The organism is Actinomadura mexicana (assembly GCF_900188105.1).
GTDB classification, from domain to species: domain Bacteria; phylum Actinomycetota; class Actinomycetes; order Streptosporangiales; family Streptosporangiaceae; genus Spirillospora; species Spirillospora mexicana.
Window position 1 is genome coordinate 27,104 of the sequence record NZ_FZNP01000027.1, and the last position, 14,115, is coordinate 41,218.

Annotated in this window: 11 protein-coding genes and 1 pseudogene; 8 read left to right on the forward strand and 4 right to left on the reverse strand. The window is 67.2% G+C overall.

Annotation, left to right across the window (positions count from 1 at the left end):
• Positions 1-41: 41 nt before the first annotated feature.
• Together CHC11_RS38165 and CHC11_RS38170 are read right to left on the reverse strand one after the other, a co-directional pair.
• The gene (locus tag CHC11_RS38165) at positions 42-866 is read right to left on the reverse strand and encodes an AAC(3) family N-acetyltransferase (protein WP_218826424.1); all 825 of its coding nucleotides are present in this window, start codon (positions 864-866) and stop codon (positions 42-44) included.
• Positions 850-3,153: an FxsB family cyclophane-forming radical SAM/SPASM peptide maturase gene (locus tag CHC11_RS38170; protein WP_089316779.1), complete on the reverse strand. Its 2,304-nt coding sequence runs from the start codon at positions 3,151-3,153 to the stop codon at positions 850-852. The genes CHC11_RS38165 and CHC11_RS38170 overlap by 17 nt, the downstream gene beginning before the upstream one ends.
• Positions 3,154-3,881: 728 nt before the next feature.
• Here CHC11_RS38170 and CHC11_RS38175 point away from each other — a divergent pair.
• Together CHC11_RS38175 and CHC11_RS38180 are read left to right on the forward strand one after the other, a co-directional pair.
• Positions 3,882-4,760: a DUF4231 domain-containing protein gene (locus CHC11_RS38175; RefSeq protein ID WP_179279217.1), complete on the forward strand. Its 879-nt coding sequence runs from the start codon at positions 3,882-3,884 to the stop codon at positions 4,758-4,760.
• A gap of 45 nt (positions 4,761-4,805) precedes the next feature.
• Positions 4,806-5,282, forward strand: coding sequence for a hypothetical protein (locus CHC11_RS38180; protein WP_089316781.1), 477 nt, complete (start codon positions 4,806-4,808; stop codon positions 5,280-5,282).
• A gap of 240 nt (positions 5,283-5,522) precedes the next feature.
• Here the strand turns inward: CHC11_RS38180 and CHC11_RS43115 are convergent.
• Positions 5,523-5,600: pseudogene (locus CHC11_RS43115) on the reverse strand (histidine phosphatase family protein); the annotation flags it as partial.
• A gap of 350 nt (positions 5,601-5,950) precedes the next feature.
• Here CHC11_RS43115 and CHC11_RS38185 point away from each other — a divergent pair.
• From CHC11_RS38185 to CHC11_RS38200, 4 genes are all read left to right on the forward strand, one after another.
• Positions 5,951-6,043 carry a DUF397 domain-containing protein gene (locus tag CHC11_RS38185; RefSeq protein WP_179279218.1) on the forward strand — a complete coding sequence of 31 codons (93 nt, stop codon included), beginning with the start codon at positions 5,951-5,953 and terminating at the stop codon, positions 6,041-6,043.
• A gap of 1,885 nt (positions 6,044-7,928) precedes the next feature.
• The gene (locus CHC11_RS38190) at positions 7,929-8,699 is read left to right on the forward strand and encodes an ABC transporter permease (protein ID WP_089316783.1); all 771 of its coding nucleotides are present in this window, start codon (positions 7,929-7,931) and stop codon (positions 8,697-8,699) included.
• 229 nt (positions 8,700-8,928) lie between these two features.
• The gene (locus tag CHC11_RS38195) at positions 8,929-9,600 is read left to right on the forward strand and encodes a polysaccharide deacetylase family protein (protein ID WP_089316784.1); all 672 of its coding nucleotides are present in this window, start codon (positions 8,929-8,931) and stop codon (positions 9,598-9,600) included.
• Positions 9,597-10,721 (forward strand): YncE family protein, encoded by a 1,125-nt coding sequence (locus CHC11_RS38200; protein WP_089316785.1) that lies wholly within the window; start codon positions 9,597-9,599, stop codon positions 10,719-10,721. The genes CHC11_RS38195 and CHC11_RS38200 overlap by 4 nt, the downstream gene beginning before the upstream one ends.
• A 59-nt stretch (positions 10,722-10,780) precedes the next feature.
• On the opposite strand, the gene CHC11_RS38205 is transcribed toward CHC11_RS38200, so the two are convergent.
• Positions 10,781-11,536 carry a M14 family zinc carboxypeptidase gene (locus CHC11_RS38205; protein ID WP_179279219.1) on the reverse strand — a complete coding sequence of 252 codons (756 nt, stop codon included), beginning with the start codon at positions 11,534-11,536 and terminating at the stop codon, positions 10,781-10,783.
• 210 nt (positions 11,537-11,746) lie between these two features.
• On the opposite strand from CHC11_RS38205, the gene CHC11_RS38210 reads away from it, so the two are divergent.
• Entirely contained in the window at positions 11,747-12,148 is a 402-nt protein-coding gene (locus CHC11_RS38210) for a BlaI/MecI/CopY family transcriptional regulator (RefSeq protein WP_089316787.1), read from the forward strand.
• Positions 12,149-12,337: 189 nt separating this feature from the next.
• Positions 12,338-14,059, forward strand: coding sequence for a glycosyltransferase family 2 protein (locus tag CHC11_RS38215; protein ID WP_179279220.1), 1,722 nt, complete (start codon positions 12,338-12,340; stop codon positions 14,057-14,059).
• Positions 14,060-14,115: the final 56 nt, after the last annotated feature.

The window sequence follows — 14,115 nt, forward strand, 5'->3', positions numbered from 1 at the left end:
ACCGACGTGAATAGGTACTATGACGCAAATCGGGCCGTGCGTCAGCAGCCGCGCGCGTCCGCGAGCCAGGCGCAGGCGAACTCGACCGCGGCCTTCAGCGGAACACGGCGGGAGCCAGCGCGACCGACACGACCCTTGACCACAGGGCATGTCCGGTCGAGGGCGCGGCCGAGCGCGGCGAAGTCCCCGTCGTCCAGGGCGACGTCCTCATACTCCCACCAGACCGGGCGGCCACCGCGTTCGACCACACAGCGGTATGTGCGGGTCGGTGGGGCGGGCAGGTAACGGTACTCCGCGAGGTGGAGTGCCGTGCACCTCTCGTACCCGACACCAATCAGCAGGATGTCGGCCTCGGCTTCGTACAGCTTGGCCAGTGGCGACCTCTCGCCAAGATGGCAGTCCGCCGCATGCCCTGCGGTGATGTACGCGGCGTTCGCACCAAGTGCCGCAAACGACGTCTGGGGATGGCCGCTCCTCCAGGCGCCGGGAGACGTCCGGATGTGCTCGGAGAGCACGCCCATCCCGGTCGACGGCGTAGACGAACGGTCGAACGCCGGCATCGACCGGTGGAAGCGCTCGCGCTCGGCCGAGGACATTCCCTTCGTCCGTTCCAGGTACGCGCGGGAGGTGTCGGAATTCTCGGCCGTTCCCGTGGGCACGACGATCGTTCCTTCGGGGCCGAGCACATCGCCGAGCGCGCCCGCCACCGCGGCCGCGCCACCTACGACCGGGCCCAAGCTGCGCAGCGACGCGTGCACAAGGACGGTGCTTCCGGGCCGTACCCCTAAAGCCCTCAGGTCGCCCGCCAGCGCCGCGCGCCCGGCCGCGGCTGGACGGTCCTCCGAGGTGTCAGTCCGCCGCGCCACGCTGCGGACCCTGCAACGGTGTCGGGGCGGACGGCACCTCGGGAGGCGGTTGCCAGGATTTCAGCGTTGCACGCATCCCGGCCACGAACTGCTCGCCGAGACCCGTCAGGGCCCCGCTCGCCTCCAGGACCCCCACCGCGTAGAGCGTCTTCGGGTACCACTCGTCGAAGTACGCGCACGCCTCCGCAGCAGTGCCGCTGTCCGGCGACTGGGCTCTGCGACGCCAAAAGTCCGCGACGGCGATGTGTGCGTACGTGCCCTGGAGCAGTCCTTCGATCGGCCGGGGATCGTCGCGCCAGGGGGCCTGGTACTTGCCGTGGTCGTTTACGTCATAGAGGTCGACGAAATCGAGTACTGCGCCGAGCTTCACGTGCTGGAACTCGTGCAGCAGCAGCAGGCAGAGGAGAGCTGGAGTCTCGGGCAGCGCGATGCCGACCGATCCGAACGCGTCGCGGGCCGCCGAGCTCACGCTGCGTCCCCCTCCCGGATCCTTGAGCGGAACGATCGTTGACAGCGCGCCGGCGATTGCCTCGGCGTACTCCGCGTAGTCCGCCTCCAGCAACTCCCACGCCTCGCGCAAGAAGATCCGCCACCGGTCGAACTCTTCGTCGCTGAGCCTGTCGGCGGCGGGCCAGTCATGGCGGTCGCGGAAGGGGTCCAGGTCCTCCAGCGCGACGGAGAGCCGCCCGGCCTCCACACGCCGGACCTTTTCTGGTTCACCTGCGTCCGGGACGTTGATCCGTCCGTCGCCTACCAGCACCGTGGTCACTTCCTTGTCCGGGACCGCGAACCGCCCGACCGTCGGGAAATATGCCGCGCCGCCCCGAACGGGGATCTCGAGCTTGGCGCTCAGTCCGGCACGCGCAGCGGCCACGCAGGCTACAGCGGCGAGCAGGCCGTCGTCGACGGGATCGGCGCCGTCCTCAAGATCTCTAAGCCGCTCGACCGCCCACGCCCGCACGTAAGGGTGGGCGAGCACGGCGTCGAGCGCCACGGGGTCCTCGGCCTCGACCTGTTTCACCAGGTCCCACCCCGGGCCCGGGGTGGTCGCGCGGCCGATCGCCACGAGAAGGCTGAGATTGCCGACCGCTTGGGCGCTCTTCAGGCGGCTGATTGCCAACCGGTCCCCGTGGCCCGCGGCCAGGGAGATCAGAACGGCGGGCGGCAGCGTGTCGGGACGTTCCGCAACGCGCTCGCGAACATGTTCGACCACGGTGAACAGATCATCACAGTAGACGCTGGGGTTGTCGAAGCCGGATCCGTCTCCGCGGTACCGGTGAGCGAACAGCCCGCCGCCACAAGTGGCGACGACGGGGCATTCCTTGCACTGCGCGCACAGCACCGCGAGCCCACCTCGACGTGCCGTGACGCCGTAATGCTCCCCCGCTTGGTCGACTGAGTTCTGGAAGACGTCCGTCCCGGTGCCCGGCGCGCCATCGAAGGCGGTCTTGAGCGAGTCGGCCTGCTCGTACCGTCCGTCGGTCTCCACGACGAGGAGATCGGTCGGCTCAAGGCCGAGGGACTCGGTGAAGCTGCTCCCGCCTTGGCTCGTGCTGATGATCGAGTCGAACATCCGTACCGCAACGGGGCATCCGTCGGCGAACCAGCGGTCTGCAATCGTGATCAGCCAGTCGGCATAGGCGGTGGCGGACGGCCGCGGAGGCGGCCGGTCCCAGGTGTGGTGCGGCCAGAGGAAGTCGATCGCCGGGGGCTCATGCGCCAGGAGTTCCTCGTAGACAGCGATCGGATCGTTCGCCACGTCGATGGTGCAAAGAAGCCCGGAGTACAGGTCCGGATACTCCGAGCGGAGCAGGCCGACGGCCTTGACGACCTTGTCGTAGCTGCTCCGCCCGTCACGGTAGAGGCGATGCCTGTCGTTGGCAGCCCGATCGCCGTCCAGCGAAATCCCAACTTTGACGTGGTGCTCGCGGAAGAGGTCGCAGAAACCCCGGTCGAGTCGCACGCCGTTGGTATGGAGGTGCAGGTCGATGTCGCAGAGACCATGCAACGGGCTGCGCAGCGCGACGATGAGGTCGCGCAGATGGCCCGGTCCGGTGAGGAGCGGCTCCCCGCCGTGCAGGACCAGGCAGATCTCGTCCAGACCGTGCGCCCTGACATGGTCGGCGATGCGCTCGGCTGTCCGCGCCATGGTGGCGGTGGTCATTCTCACCGGCCGCCCAAGCCAACTCTGGTCGGCGTGCTCGTAGACATAGCAGTGATCACATGCCAGGTCACACCTGCTATGGACCTTGAGCACGAACTGTCGAAACAGAGTTGATACGGCCATTGATAATCAGAGTTGTGTCAGATGAACGAGTTGAATGACGCAACTCGGACCGGCTCTGGCCCGTCCGCTTCCTCCTGATCTTTTCGAGTAAGCCGCGCGACGATGCGAGCCGCCCCGCTGCTCGCCGCCAGTACATCGAGCCGAGAGCAGCACGGTCCAGTGAGGCCTGGCGCGTCGCTTTGTACAAGAATATCCATCTTGGTCCCATTCGTCTTGTCATGCACTGACAGTCGCGCTCGGCTATTGCTCTGCTACGGATAGTCGCCAAACCTAGAGGTGCCTAAGCCGATGACCTCGGTTTCGTGGTCACCGGCTTATGCTCTTTTTAGCCTTACATTGCCCCAGGGCCCTGCAGCGTTACATTGCAGCCTGGTCACATCCGCAGGAGGAGCAAAACAACCTGTCCGATTGTACGTTGGCTACACATCCCTGTCTCCGAGTCATGAGTCAGGGCGAAGGGGAAGCTCGTCAGGTTCACGCAACAAGTGAGCACGGAAGATCCTTATCCGCTACGTTGATCGGTTCCCCTCGACGCAGCCCCCGGCCACCCTCGAGGATTCTTCCAGTTGGCACGTCGTCCTCGCCGTTCCGCCACCGCTACCTGAGCAGCCCACATACCTTCCGGCAGCGGTCGCATGGCCGGATCCGGCCTTCTCTGACGCCCACGAACCGAGCATTTGTCCACAGAAGGGTTGACAGAAAGCATTGCTCTACATCAACTCGAAAGAGTGGAGGCCCTGGCGGATTCGCACTACCCCGCGCTCTTTCGAGCAGCTGACACCAGCGCGATCAGCTGCCAGCAGCGCCTGCTGGCGGCTACGGCGCTGCGTCTGGTCGCCCTGCTGCTCGCCGCCGTGCTCGGAAGCTTCGACATCGACGTGGGGCGACTCGACGTAGCCGCGGTGGCCGCAGCCGGGACGCTGTGCACTGCGCTCGTCGTTGAGGTCTACCTGCTGACCGAACGGCCCGACCGCCAGTGGTACGAGTCCCGAGCGGCCGCGGAGTCCACCAAGACGCTTGCCTGGCGGTTCGCGGTCGGCGGTCAGCCCTTCGGCAAGGACGCCGGTGACGAGCGGGGGGCAGAGACGCTGCTGTTGCGCAGATTCGCGAAGATTCTGGGCAATCTACACAGCCTCCCGTCACAAGGGGAGACCTATGACCTCCAGGTCACCGAGGAGATGCGGGCACTGCGGGCGCGAAGCCTCGACGCCCGCAAACAGGCCTATCGAACAGGACGGATCGAGGATCAGAGCCGTTGGTACTCCACGCGTGCGTGGAAGCACGGGCGCAGCGTCTCTCGCTGGTCAGTGCTACTGGCATCCCTGGAGACGGTCGGTCTGATCGCAGCTGTTCTGAACGCCGTCAGTATCTTGTCGATTGACGTGCCCGGCATCGCTGGAGCCATCGCAGCGGGCGGACTGGCATGGGTACAGACGCGGCAGCACCAGCAACTGGCCACGGCTTACGGGATCGCGGCGCAGGAACTCGCCGACATCGCCTCAAGGATCCGGTGGCCGGAAACCGAGCCGGACTGGGCTCACTTCGTGGACGAGGTCGAGGAAGCGATTTCCAGAGAGCACACGCTGTGGTGGGCCTCTCACGTGTGAACTGACGACCGTCCAGGGCCGCCCTGGACCGACGGAGGTAGTCGCATGCGCGTTGCCATTACCGGCCACAGGGACCTCGATAGCCGGACCGCTCGCATGGTGGACACCGGAATTCGGAGACTGCTCGCCCAGCGGGCGACGGACGTCACCGGTGTCACCTGCCTGGCCGAGGGGGCCGACCAGATCTTCGCCAGGGCTATCCTGGCGATAGGCGGGAGACTTGAGGTCATCATCCCCGCGACCGGATACGAGGCAGGACTCGAGGCCCGTGCGCGGGATGATTTTGAGGAACTGGCAGAACACGCGGTCGCGGTGCGGCGGCTGCCGTACCGGAATCCTGGTCCGCGCTCCTATCTCCACGCCGGCCTGACGATGCTTGACGGAGTTGAGCGGCTCATCGCGGTATGGGACGGTGCTCCGGCCCGCGGTCGTGGCGGAACGGCCGAGATTGTCGGACACGCCCGGCAGCGCCGCATAGACGTGGACGTTTTGTGGCCCCAGGGAGCGACCCGCGTCGCCTGAGTCGTGCCCGCAGTGAGGCTTCGGTCAGCGGACACCACCAGTCACCGGCAGCGCGTTGTCCTCGGTTCCGAGACAGTTGCATCCCTATCGTGGAGACACCTCCCGGGAGCTGTATTGGGCGGGGGAGAAATCGGGTTCCCTATGCAGTCGTCAGGACAGTCGCCGGCAACCGTCACCTCCACCGTGCCGCCTATGCCTACGACCGCGCGGCCCGCGCACCCTACGGCCGTATGGTCAGCGCAGATCGGTGCGTCCGGTGTGTCGGCGCGCCCGGCTCCATTCGGTCTCTCCATGCCGCACCAAGATCAGCTCTTTCACGCCCCCAACTCTAGGGGCCGCCCCTACTTCAAGATCGAGGGCGGGCCGAGACGTTTCAGCCAGCCCGGCGGCGGACCACCCCCAACGGGCGTGGGGAGCATGAAGGCTGCCTTGTCGAGGCCGGAGTGGAGGGACGGGCGGACTCGGGATATGCGCCGTGCTCCAGGTAGTTAGGACGCCGCTGGACTCACACAACGTCAGGCGCGCCTTCCGGCGCATCCTCGCCTGAGCTTCCCCCGGTTCCACGAAACCTTGATCTTGCCCCGGTTTCACGGACTCGCTGGTCAGGAGATCAGGTTCAGCGGGTGGGTGCTTTCGAACTGCGTCGAACTGGCCGACCTTGGCAAGGCGTGGGCATCCGCGACAGCAAAGACCCGGTCGGCGCCAAGTTCACCCTGCGCCGCGACGAGTTCGCGAGTCTCCTGGCGATTCTGAAGCGCTAACGCCCGGACATGGCACCGAGGAAGCCCCCGGCCCGTGAGGGGCCGGGGCTTCTGTTGTCTGCCTTCTGTAGGCACCCACCATGAGCAGGTGCCGCGGGGGCCGGGGCACCGTGAGGCTCCGTTGCTGATTGATGCGTCGAACGGGTGGCTCGGCGCGGGGCAGGGCCGGAAGGTGCCCAGAAAGTGGGTGGGTTCCGTGGAGGAGTCCGGCCGCCTGAGACACGTGGTCCCGATCGGTGGGGGCGGCGCGTGATGGTGATCGGGAGGGCTCGGTGATTGCGGGCCGTCTCAGGGGCAGACAGCCGGAGGCTGTGACGTGTAAACATCCGGTGGGCCGGGGCGGGCGGATGTCGGTCTTCCTGGTCCCGTGTGAACCGGTCGAGTGCCGCTGGGGGCGGCCGAGTTCGCTAACGAGCGCCTAACTAACGATCAAGAGGCCGGTTCTCCGTGGGGGAGAAACGGCCTCTGAGCTGGTACTTCTTGTCGGGACGGCGGGATTTGAACCCACGACCCCTTGACCTCCAGGCGCAGAAGACCAGTCGATCAAGGTCGATGGAAGTCTATCGGGGAGCCTCTCACCTGCGAAAATGTCCGGGGAAGTCGTGGCGGGTCCAGAGGAGCCCGACCCCGGTGGCTCCCCAATTGGCTCCCCAAGGCCGCCTCGGTCCAGGGGCCACCGCGAACAAGATCGGTGTCCGAGGCCGCCGACCCCGATGGAAGTGCGGGTGTTCGTCAGTGCGTGTCGATGGAGTCTGTGATGCAGCACGCCAACTGCCATTTCCCCATGACGGCGCTGGGCGAGGTACCGACGGTTCGACACCCTACGGATGAGATGTCCGGAACTGTCTTATCAGAGCGGCCAGTGTCGGCCTGTGCTGATGTGTCTGCGTCGAGCCCGATCTTCGTGCCGCACGAGGCCACCGCATGTCGATCTGTGCTGGACCCGCCGAGCCGACAATGAGCCGACATGGGCCATTGACGATCTTGTTGCTTCCTGGGCATCGCCGACGCCCGCCCGATGAAGCCGGCTCAGGACGAGTACGCGACGTCCGATCAAGGTCCTGATGAGGGCGTGTGGCATGGCCTGGGGCCTTGGGGCCCTTGGGGCGCGGCTCGGTTCGCGGGCGGCTCGGTCTTGGGTGTTGGGTCGGGGCTGCTGCGCTGCGCCGTTGCCGGCTCGTGCCGGGAGTCCCGGGCCACGTTCTGCAGCGGGCGCAGAGGTCTTCCCTTCAGATGTGGACACTTGGAGACTGGATCTTGAGGTTCTCCAAGGGAAGAGACGTCATCGATGGCGGCTGAAGCGCTATCCGGAGGAGTTCAAGGCCGACGCGGTGGCGTTTTGTCAGTAAGGCGGCAGGCGCCAGCACGTCATACCCGAACGGAATTCCAGCTTCTGTGACAGGTTCCCACCGGATCCGGGTGTGTGCAGCACGAACAAGATCCCACACAGAACTTGCTTCTTTCCAGTCCCTAGCGACCGGTATGACGCCTGCGGCGCTCGATTTGCGGCAGCGGCGCTTTACTCGCCCGCAAGGTGCCGGCCACGCTCCATGGAGTTCGCTCACCCTTGTAAACCCGCCCACATCGAACCCAGCCACCGCAGCACTCCGCCCCACATGCACATTTCCCGCCCTCAGGACCCCACGGTTCTGAGTGCAACTTCATAAGGTTGTAAGCGGCGGCTGCGCCCGAACCGTCCTGCGTCCAAGTCAAAAAGGGGGGATTAAGGAAGAGTTGATTTAAATCATCTACTGGAGCGGTCAGTCTCTGATCCATCATCCGTCGCGACTTGCTGCCATTTCGCAAGGTTTCGGCAGAGTGGGTTCTCGGGGTTAATGCCGTGTCAACATGATAGGGCGGAGGTCCGATGCCGTACGCTGCGCGAATGACCCAACACGTGTGGGCGGTGTCATCTGGGGCAAGCCTGTTGCCGGTCAATCTCGTTCTTGCCGTGGCCGTGGCGGTGCTCTTGGCGGTGGCGGTGGCGGTCTGCCATTTCGGTCAGCTTGGGCATGCTCGCGCTGTTCTACTGGCCGGGCTGCGCGCCGCTGTGCAGCTCTCCGCCGTCTCGCTGGGCATCGGCGTCGTCGTCAGACACGTGCCGCTGCTCGCCCTGTTCGTGGTCCTGATGTTCGCGGTCGCGGTGCGCACCAGCGGCCGTCGCCTCACAAAGGGCCCGACCTGGTGGTGGACGGCACTGCCCATCGCCGCGGGCGTCGTCCCCATCATGACTCTTCTGTTGGTCGCGGGACTGCTGCCGCCAAGGGGCATCAGCGTGATCCCCGTTGCCGGCATCCTCATAGGAGGCGCGCTCACCGCCACCTATCTCTCCGGGCGCCGTGCCCTGGACGAATTGGCGCAACGGTTCGGCGAAGTTGAAGCCGCAATGGCACTCGGCCTGCTCGATCGCGAAGCGCGGCTGCTCGTCGCCCGCGACAAGGCCGCCACCGCCCTTGTCCCCGCCATCGACCAGACCCGTACCGTGGGATTGGTGACACTGCCCGGCGCATTCGTTGGCATGATGCTCGGCGGCGCATCCCCGATAGCCGCCGGGGCAGTGCAACTGTTCGTCCTGATCGCGCTGCTGGCCATTGAGGCGATCGCCACACTCCTCACCCTCGAACTGGTGGCGCGCGGCATCTTCCTCGACCATTGACCCGCTTACTCGGCCTCTTCATTGGCTTTCCGGGTTCCTGGCCGTGTGGTGTGGTGGGTGAAGTCTTCCCGCTTCTTGGTGGCTTCCGCTGCGACGGTTGACCTTGACGCGATGCGGCCCCAGTAGGCTACAGATTGTGACGATTCGGAGACGCACCGTCCTTGTTGGTGTTGCTGGCCTGGCCGGAACAGGGGCCTGCGCAACGTGTGCTGGGCCGTCTGACCGTGGCATGCCGCAAGGCCGAAGTGCTGGCTCCCAGACCGCCGCGCCCACCACGACGGTGCGATCTGAACGCCCTCGGCCGGGGGAGATCGTCCATGGCCCGCGAGCCGCCCGCGCCGTGGCGCTGACGTTCCACGGTGCGGGTGACCCGAAGCTGGCGCGGCAGGTGGTGAACGAGCTGGATGCGGCGGGGGCGCGCATCACGGTGATGGCCGTGGGGCGGTGGCTGGACGAGGAGCCACGGATGGCGCGGTTGTTCCTGGACGATGGCCACGAGCTCGGCAACCACACGCAGAACCATCGCGACGTGGACGCGATGTCCGCGGCGGCGTCGTATGCGGAAATCGCAGAGTGCGCCCAGCGGCTGCGGAGGCTGACCGGAACAGCGGGGGCGTGGTTTCGCCCGTCGCAGGCCCGGCACGCGTCGGCGCGGGTGCGGGCGCAGGCGGCGGCACTCGGCTACCGCGGCTGCCTGTCCTATGACGTGGATTCGCTGGACTTCGCAGATCCGGGCAAGTCGGCCATCATCCGTAAAGTTCTCGGTGAGGCACGCGGGGGGTCGGTGGTGAGCATGCATCTCGGCCACGCTGGGACGGTCGAGGCGTTGCCGGCGATTCTGGACGGTCTGCGTCGGCGTGGGCTTCGGGCGGTGACCGTTTCTGAGCTGGTGCGAACATGAAGCGCCGGTGGGCGCCGGCTGTGGTCGCCGGACTGCTGGTCGCGGGGTGCTCCTCGTCCGGGCATCCGCATGGCGCCGGTCCGGTGGAGTCCAGGAGCCGCGCTTTTGCCAGGTCGTTGGCGTCGCCGACAGACCTCTACGGGCACGACCGGCCGGGCATGCTCAGCCCGCAGGTGCGGGACCTGCCGGCGCGTGTGTATGTGCCGAATTCGCAGAGCGACGACGTGATCGTGCTAGACCAGAAGACGTTCAAACGGGTGGGACGGTTTCGGGTCGGCCGTAAGCCGCAGCATGTCGTCCCGTCCTGGGACATGCGGACGCTGTGGGTCAATGACAACGACTCCAACGACCTTGTCCCGATCGACCCGCGCACCGGCCGCCCGGGCAAGCCGGTCGCGGTCGACGACCCCTACAACATGTACTTCACGCCGGACGGTCGGTTCGCGATCATCATGGCGGAGCGGCTGCAGCGCATCGATTTCCGGGACGCCCACTCGATGCGGCTGCGCAAGCACGTGAATGTGCCGTGCCGCGGTCCCAACCATGCCGACTTCTCGGCTTCGGGAGACTTCTTCCTCACCGCGTGTGAGTTCTCCGGCGAAGTGCTGCGCGTCGACACCCGTGGTCAGAGGGTCACCGGCGTGCTCAAGCTGGCGGACGGCGCGATGCCGCAGGACGTGAAGACCTCTCCCGACGGCCGGACGTTCTACATCGCTGACATGGCCTCCAACGGCGTCTGGACGATCGACGCGTCGACGTTCCGCGTGACCGGCTTCATCCGTACCGGCAAGGGCGCACATGGGCTGTATGTGAGCCGTGACTCGACCACCCTGTACGTCACCAACCGGGCCGAGGGCTCCATCTCGCTGATCTCGTTCAAGACGGGGCGGGTCGTCCGGCGATGGCGGCTGCCCGGCGGTGGTTCGCCCGACATGGGCGGGGTGTCGGCCGACGGGCAGGTGCTGTGGCTGTCGGGCCGCTACCACAGCGAGGTGTACGCGATCTCCACGGTCACAGGCCGGTTGATTCGCCGCATCCGTGTCGGCGACGGCCCGCACGGGCTGTGCGTGTATCCGCAGCCCGGCCGCTACTCCCTTGGCCACACCGGCGTTTTCCGCTGAACGCGGTGGTCCGCACTCCCGAAGCGTGACCGCCCTCGCGTTCCCGGGTTCCTGCGCGGTCAGGGTCCGGCGATCCGGCGGACGGCGTCGACGTACCGGCGGACCGCCTGCGCCGGGAGCCGCCCGGCGGGGAGTTCGGCCACGAACGCGCTGTCGCGGACGACGGTGTTCTCCCAGCCGGTGATGCTCCCTGGACGGCGAGTGAGCGTGCGCAGCGGGAGTCCGACGTCGCGGGCGAAGCGCCGCTCGACGTCCTTGGGTCCTTCGGAGGCGTCGACGACGGCCAGGTGCTGGTGGAACCAGATGCCGATGGTCGGGCGGATACGCCGGACGAGGTCGGCGGCGTACCGTGACTCCGGCTCGGAGAGTGGCCCGGGGCCGGAGTAGTGGACTGAGCCGCGCGAGTCGATCGGTCGCCACCGGGCTGGGAAGTTGCGGTTGAGGTCGACGCCGCGCGCGTTGCCCCGCGTCCGGGCCGCCATCCCGTCCGGGTTGAACGACGGAACCACCCACAAATCCGTGCTCGTCGGCTCGGCGCCGGCGGCCAGGGCATCGACCACCGGCACACCGGCCTGCTCGTCTCCGTGCACGCAGCCGACGACCAGCACTCGTCGAGCCGCGCGAGGGTTCCCCAGTTCGAAGGCGACGATGGGGCGACCCTGGACGGACCTGCCCAGCGGCACCGTCCTGCGGACCCCATGTCGCGCCGACGACCAACCGGCCTCTCCGGACCCGCCGCACGCCGCCGAGAAGATCAGAAGGCCGAGGAGGACAAGCCCGAAGCCGCGCAAGATCGTCGGCCGCCGACCCACCATGATGCGTCCCCCCAGACATGTGCCTCGACCGATCTGGGGGAAGTTGCTCTCAGATACCCGCATCGCAGAAAGTGACACATTGACAACATGTAGTGATATTGGGTGGCGTGGCCGTGTCAACGGTGCCGAGCGTCCGTGGGCATGAGGGGCGACGGGAGGCCGCCGTCTTCTACTATCGGCATAGTTGTCTCACGAGTGCGGAGCGGGCCGATGACGAGCACGGACGGGCGGGGACGGCGGCCCGCCGGGATGCTGGAGGACGCGGTGCTGTCCGTGCTGTGGGATGGGGCGCGGCCGATGAGTCCCGCCGACGTCCAGGCCGTTCTCGACGGCTCGTCCGCCTATACGACCGTGATGACCACTCTGGCGCGGCTGGCCCGTAAGGGGCTCGCGACACGTCAGCGTGAAGGGCGCGGGTTCGTGTACTCCGCGAACGTTGACGAGGCCGGCCACACGGCCGCCGCGATGCACGAGTTGCTGGCCCGCCGCAGCGATCGCGCCGCGGTGCTCGCCCGGTTCGTGTCCGAACTCGCCCCTGGGGACGAGGCGTTGCTGCACAGCCTGCTCGGTGAGGCCGGTACCGATGGCGGCGAAACCCCTGACGGCCACTGAGGTCGCCACGCCCGCGCAGGGCGGCTACTGGACGAGCCGCTCCCTCGGTCCTGTCGCAAATGCGGACGGCGGGACGGCGGTAGGTCCGCTCGCGCTTACGTTCCGTTAACCCGCCGGCTTTTACTATTGCGATAGTAGATCCTTGGATTCGGATGAGGGCGGTGGAACCGTTTGCTATCGGAACCCGATGTGACCGTCGTCGTGATCGCCTGCAACGACGCGCGGCGGCTCCCTCGTGCCGTCCGCTCGGCGCTGGAGCAGTCGCTCGTCCGGGTGGAGGTCATCATCGTCGACGACGCGAGCACCGACTCCACGCCGAGGGTCGCCGCCGATCTGGCAGCGGCCCATCCGGATCGAGTGCGCACCTTCCCGCTCCAGGTGAGCTCCGGCGGGTGCGGCGCCCCGCGCAATTTCGGCATCCAGATCGCGCGTGGCCGGTACGTGATGTTCCTCGACAGCGACGACACCCTTCCGCCGCATGCCTGCGGCACCATGGTGGCGGCCGCCGAGGAGACCGGCGCCGACCTGGTCGCGGGGCGGTGCGTTCGTGTCCTTCCCGACCGGGAGGAGGACTGGTGCCCGTGGCTGTACCGGGAACCGGGGGTGTTCGGCGGCGTCCTGGATCAGCCGGATCTGCTGGACGACACTCTGGCGACCAACAAGTGCTACCGGCGCACGTTCCTCGACCGCGCGAAGCTGCGCTTCGCCGAGCGGCTCCACTACGAGCACCTGCTGTTCAGTGCGCAGGCGTACCTCGCCGCCGATGGCATCGCGGTCGTCCCCGATCGGGTCTACAACCGGCTGGTGGATCCGCGTAGCCGGGCGCCGTCGATCAGTGACCGGCGCTCGGAGCCGCGGGACTTCGCCGACCGACTGGAGATCCACCGGCGGATCGACATCGCGTTGCGCGACCATGGCGCGGCTGAGTTGGCGCGTCTCAAAGACACGGAGTTCATCGATCACGACCTGCTGCTCTACCTGCGCGGGCTGCGCAGCCGCGATCCGGGCGACCGCCGACCGTTCACCGACCTGGCCCGGTCCTACCTGGCCGAAATGGACGACGCTGTCTTCCATGCCGCCGGCCGGATCCCGGCGATCGCCGCCCTGATGATCCGGGAGGGTGACATCGAGGCGGCGATGGCCGCCGTCGACCTGGTGCCGAGGAGCGGTGTTCCGGTGCTGTCGATGGAGCCGGCCGAACAGGACGGGCGCGTCTACTGGTCGGCCGCCCATATCGGCACCGAACTCGGCCGCAGCCTGCTGGACGTCACGGACATGGACCTGTGGATGCTTCCGCCCGATTCCCTTCATCTGGGCGGCCGCGTGACCGCGATGCGGCCGGAAGGCAGACTCCTGCGAGTCTCGGGAACCGTGGTGAATCCCCTCGGGCGGATCGGACCCGATGAGGAACTGAGCGGAACCCTGGACATCCGCGACCGCCGCCGCGCAGGCCGTGCCCGCCAGATCCAGGCAAGCTTCCGGCACTTGGACGGCCGGATCGCATGGGAGGCGATGTTCGTGCCGTCCCGGACGATCAGGCCCTTCGGGCTCGTCGACCAGACGTGGGCCATGGGGCTGCGTCTGAAGGTCCGCGGTACCACCGTCATGGTGCGCCTCACCTCCGACGGGACCGCCCACTGCGACCTCGCCGTCCCCGTCCGGCCCCGGCTGACACGGGCCGTCGGCGATCACCTGGAGCCCTACATCGCGGGGAACGGTGAGCTGGCCCTGCGCATCGTTGCCCGGCGATGGCCCGCCCGCATGGTCTTGCCTCCGCTGCGCCGAGCCGCTGGAACCGCCCTCGCGCGAGCCCTGCGGCGTCGTCTGGCCCAGGGTTGGCAGCACCAGACCCGGGCCCACGCGCGGACGCTGGCGAGCGGCCCCAGCCCGGCCGTCCAGCGGCGCGGGTAGCCGACGCAAGTCAGCTTGGTTTCATCAAATACTACAAACATGTAGATTTTTCGACC

Coding starts and splice junctions, on each gene's coding strand:
- CHC11_RS38170 (WP_089316779.1), bottom strand. CDS start 3,153: ATGGCCGTATCAACTCTGTTTCGACAGTTCGTGCTCAAGGTCCATAGC.
- CHC11_RS38180 (WP_089316781.1), top strand. CDS start 4,806: ATGCGCGTTGCCATTACCGGCCACAGGGACCTCGATAGCCGGACCGCT.
- CHC11_RS38190 (WP_089316783.1), top strand. CDS start 7,929: ATGACCCAACACGTGTGGGCGGTGTCATCTGGGGCAAGCCTGTTGCCG.
- CHC11_RS38195 (WP_089316784.1), top strand. CDS start 8,929: ATGCCGCAAGGCCGAAGTGCTGGCTCCCAGACCGCCGCGCCCACCACG.
- CHC11_RS38200 (WP_089316785.1), top strand. CDS start 9,597: ATGAAGCGCCGGTGGGCGCCGGCTGTGGTCGCCGGACTGCTGGTCGCG.
- CHC11_RS38205 (WP_179279219.1), bottom strand. CDS start 11,536: ATGGTGGGTCGGCGGCCGACGATCTTGCGCGGCTTCGGGCTTGTCCTC.
- CHC11_RS38210 (WP_089316787.1), top strand. CDS start 11,747: ATGACGAGCACGGACGGGCGGGGACGGCGGCCCGCCGGGATGCTGGAG.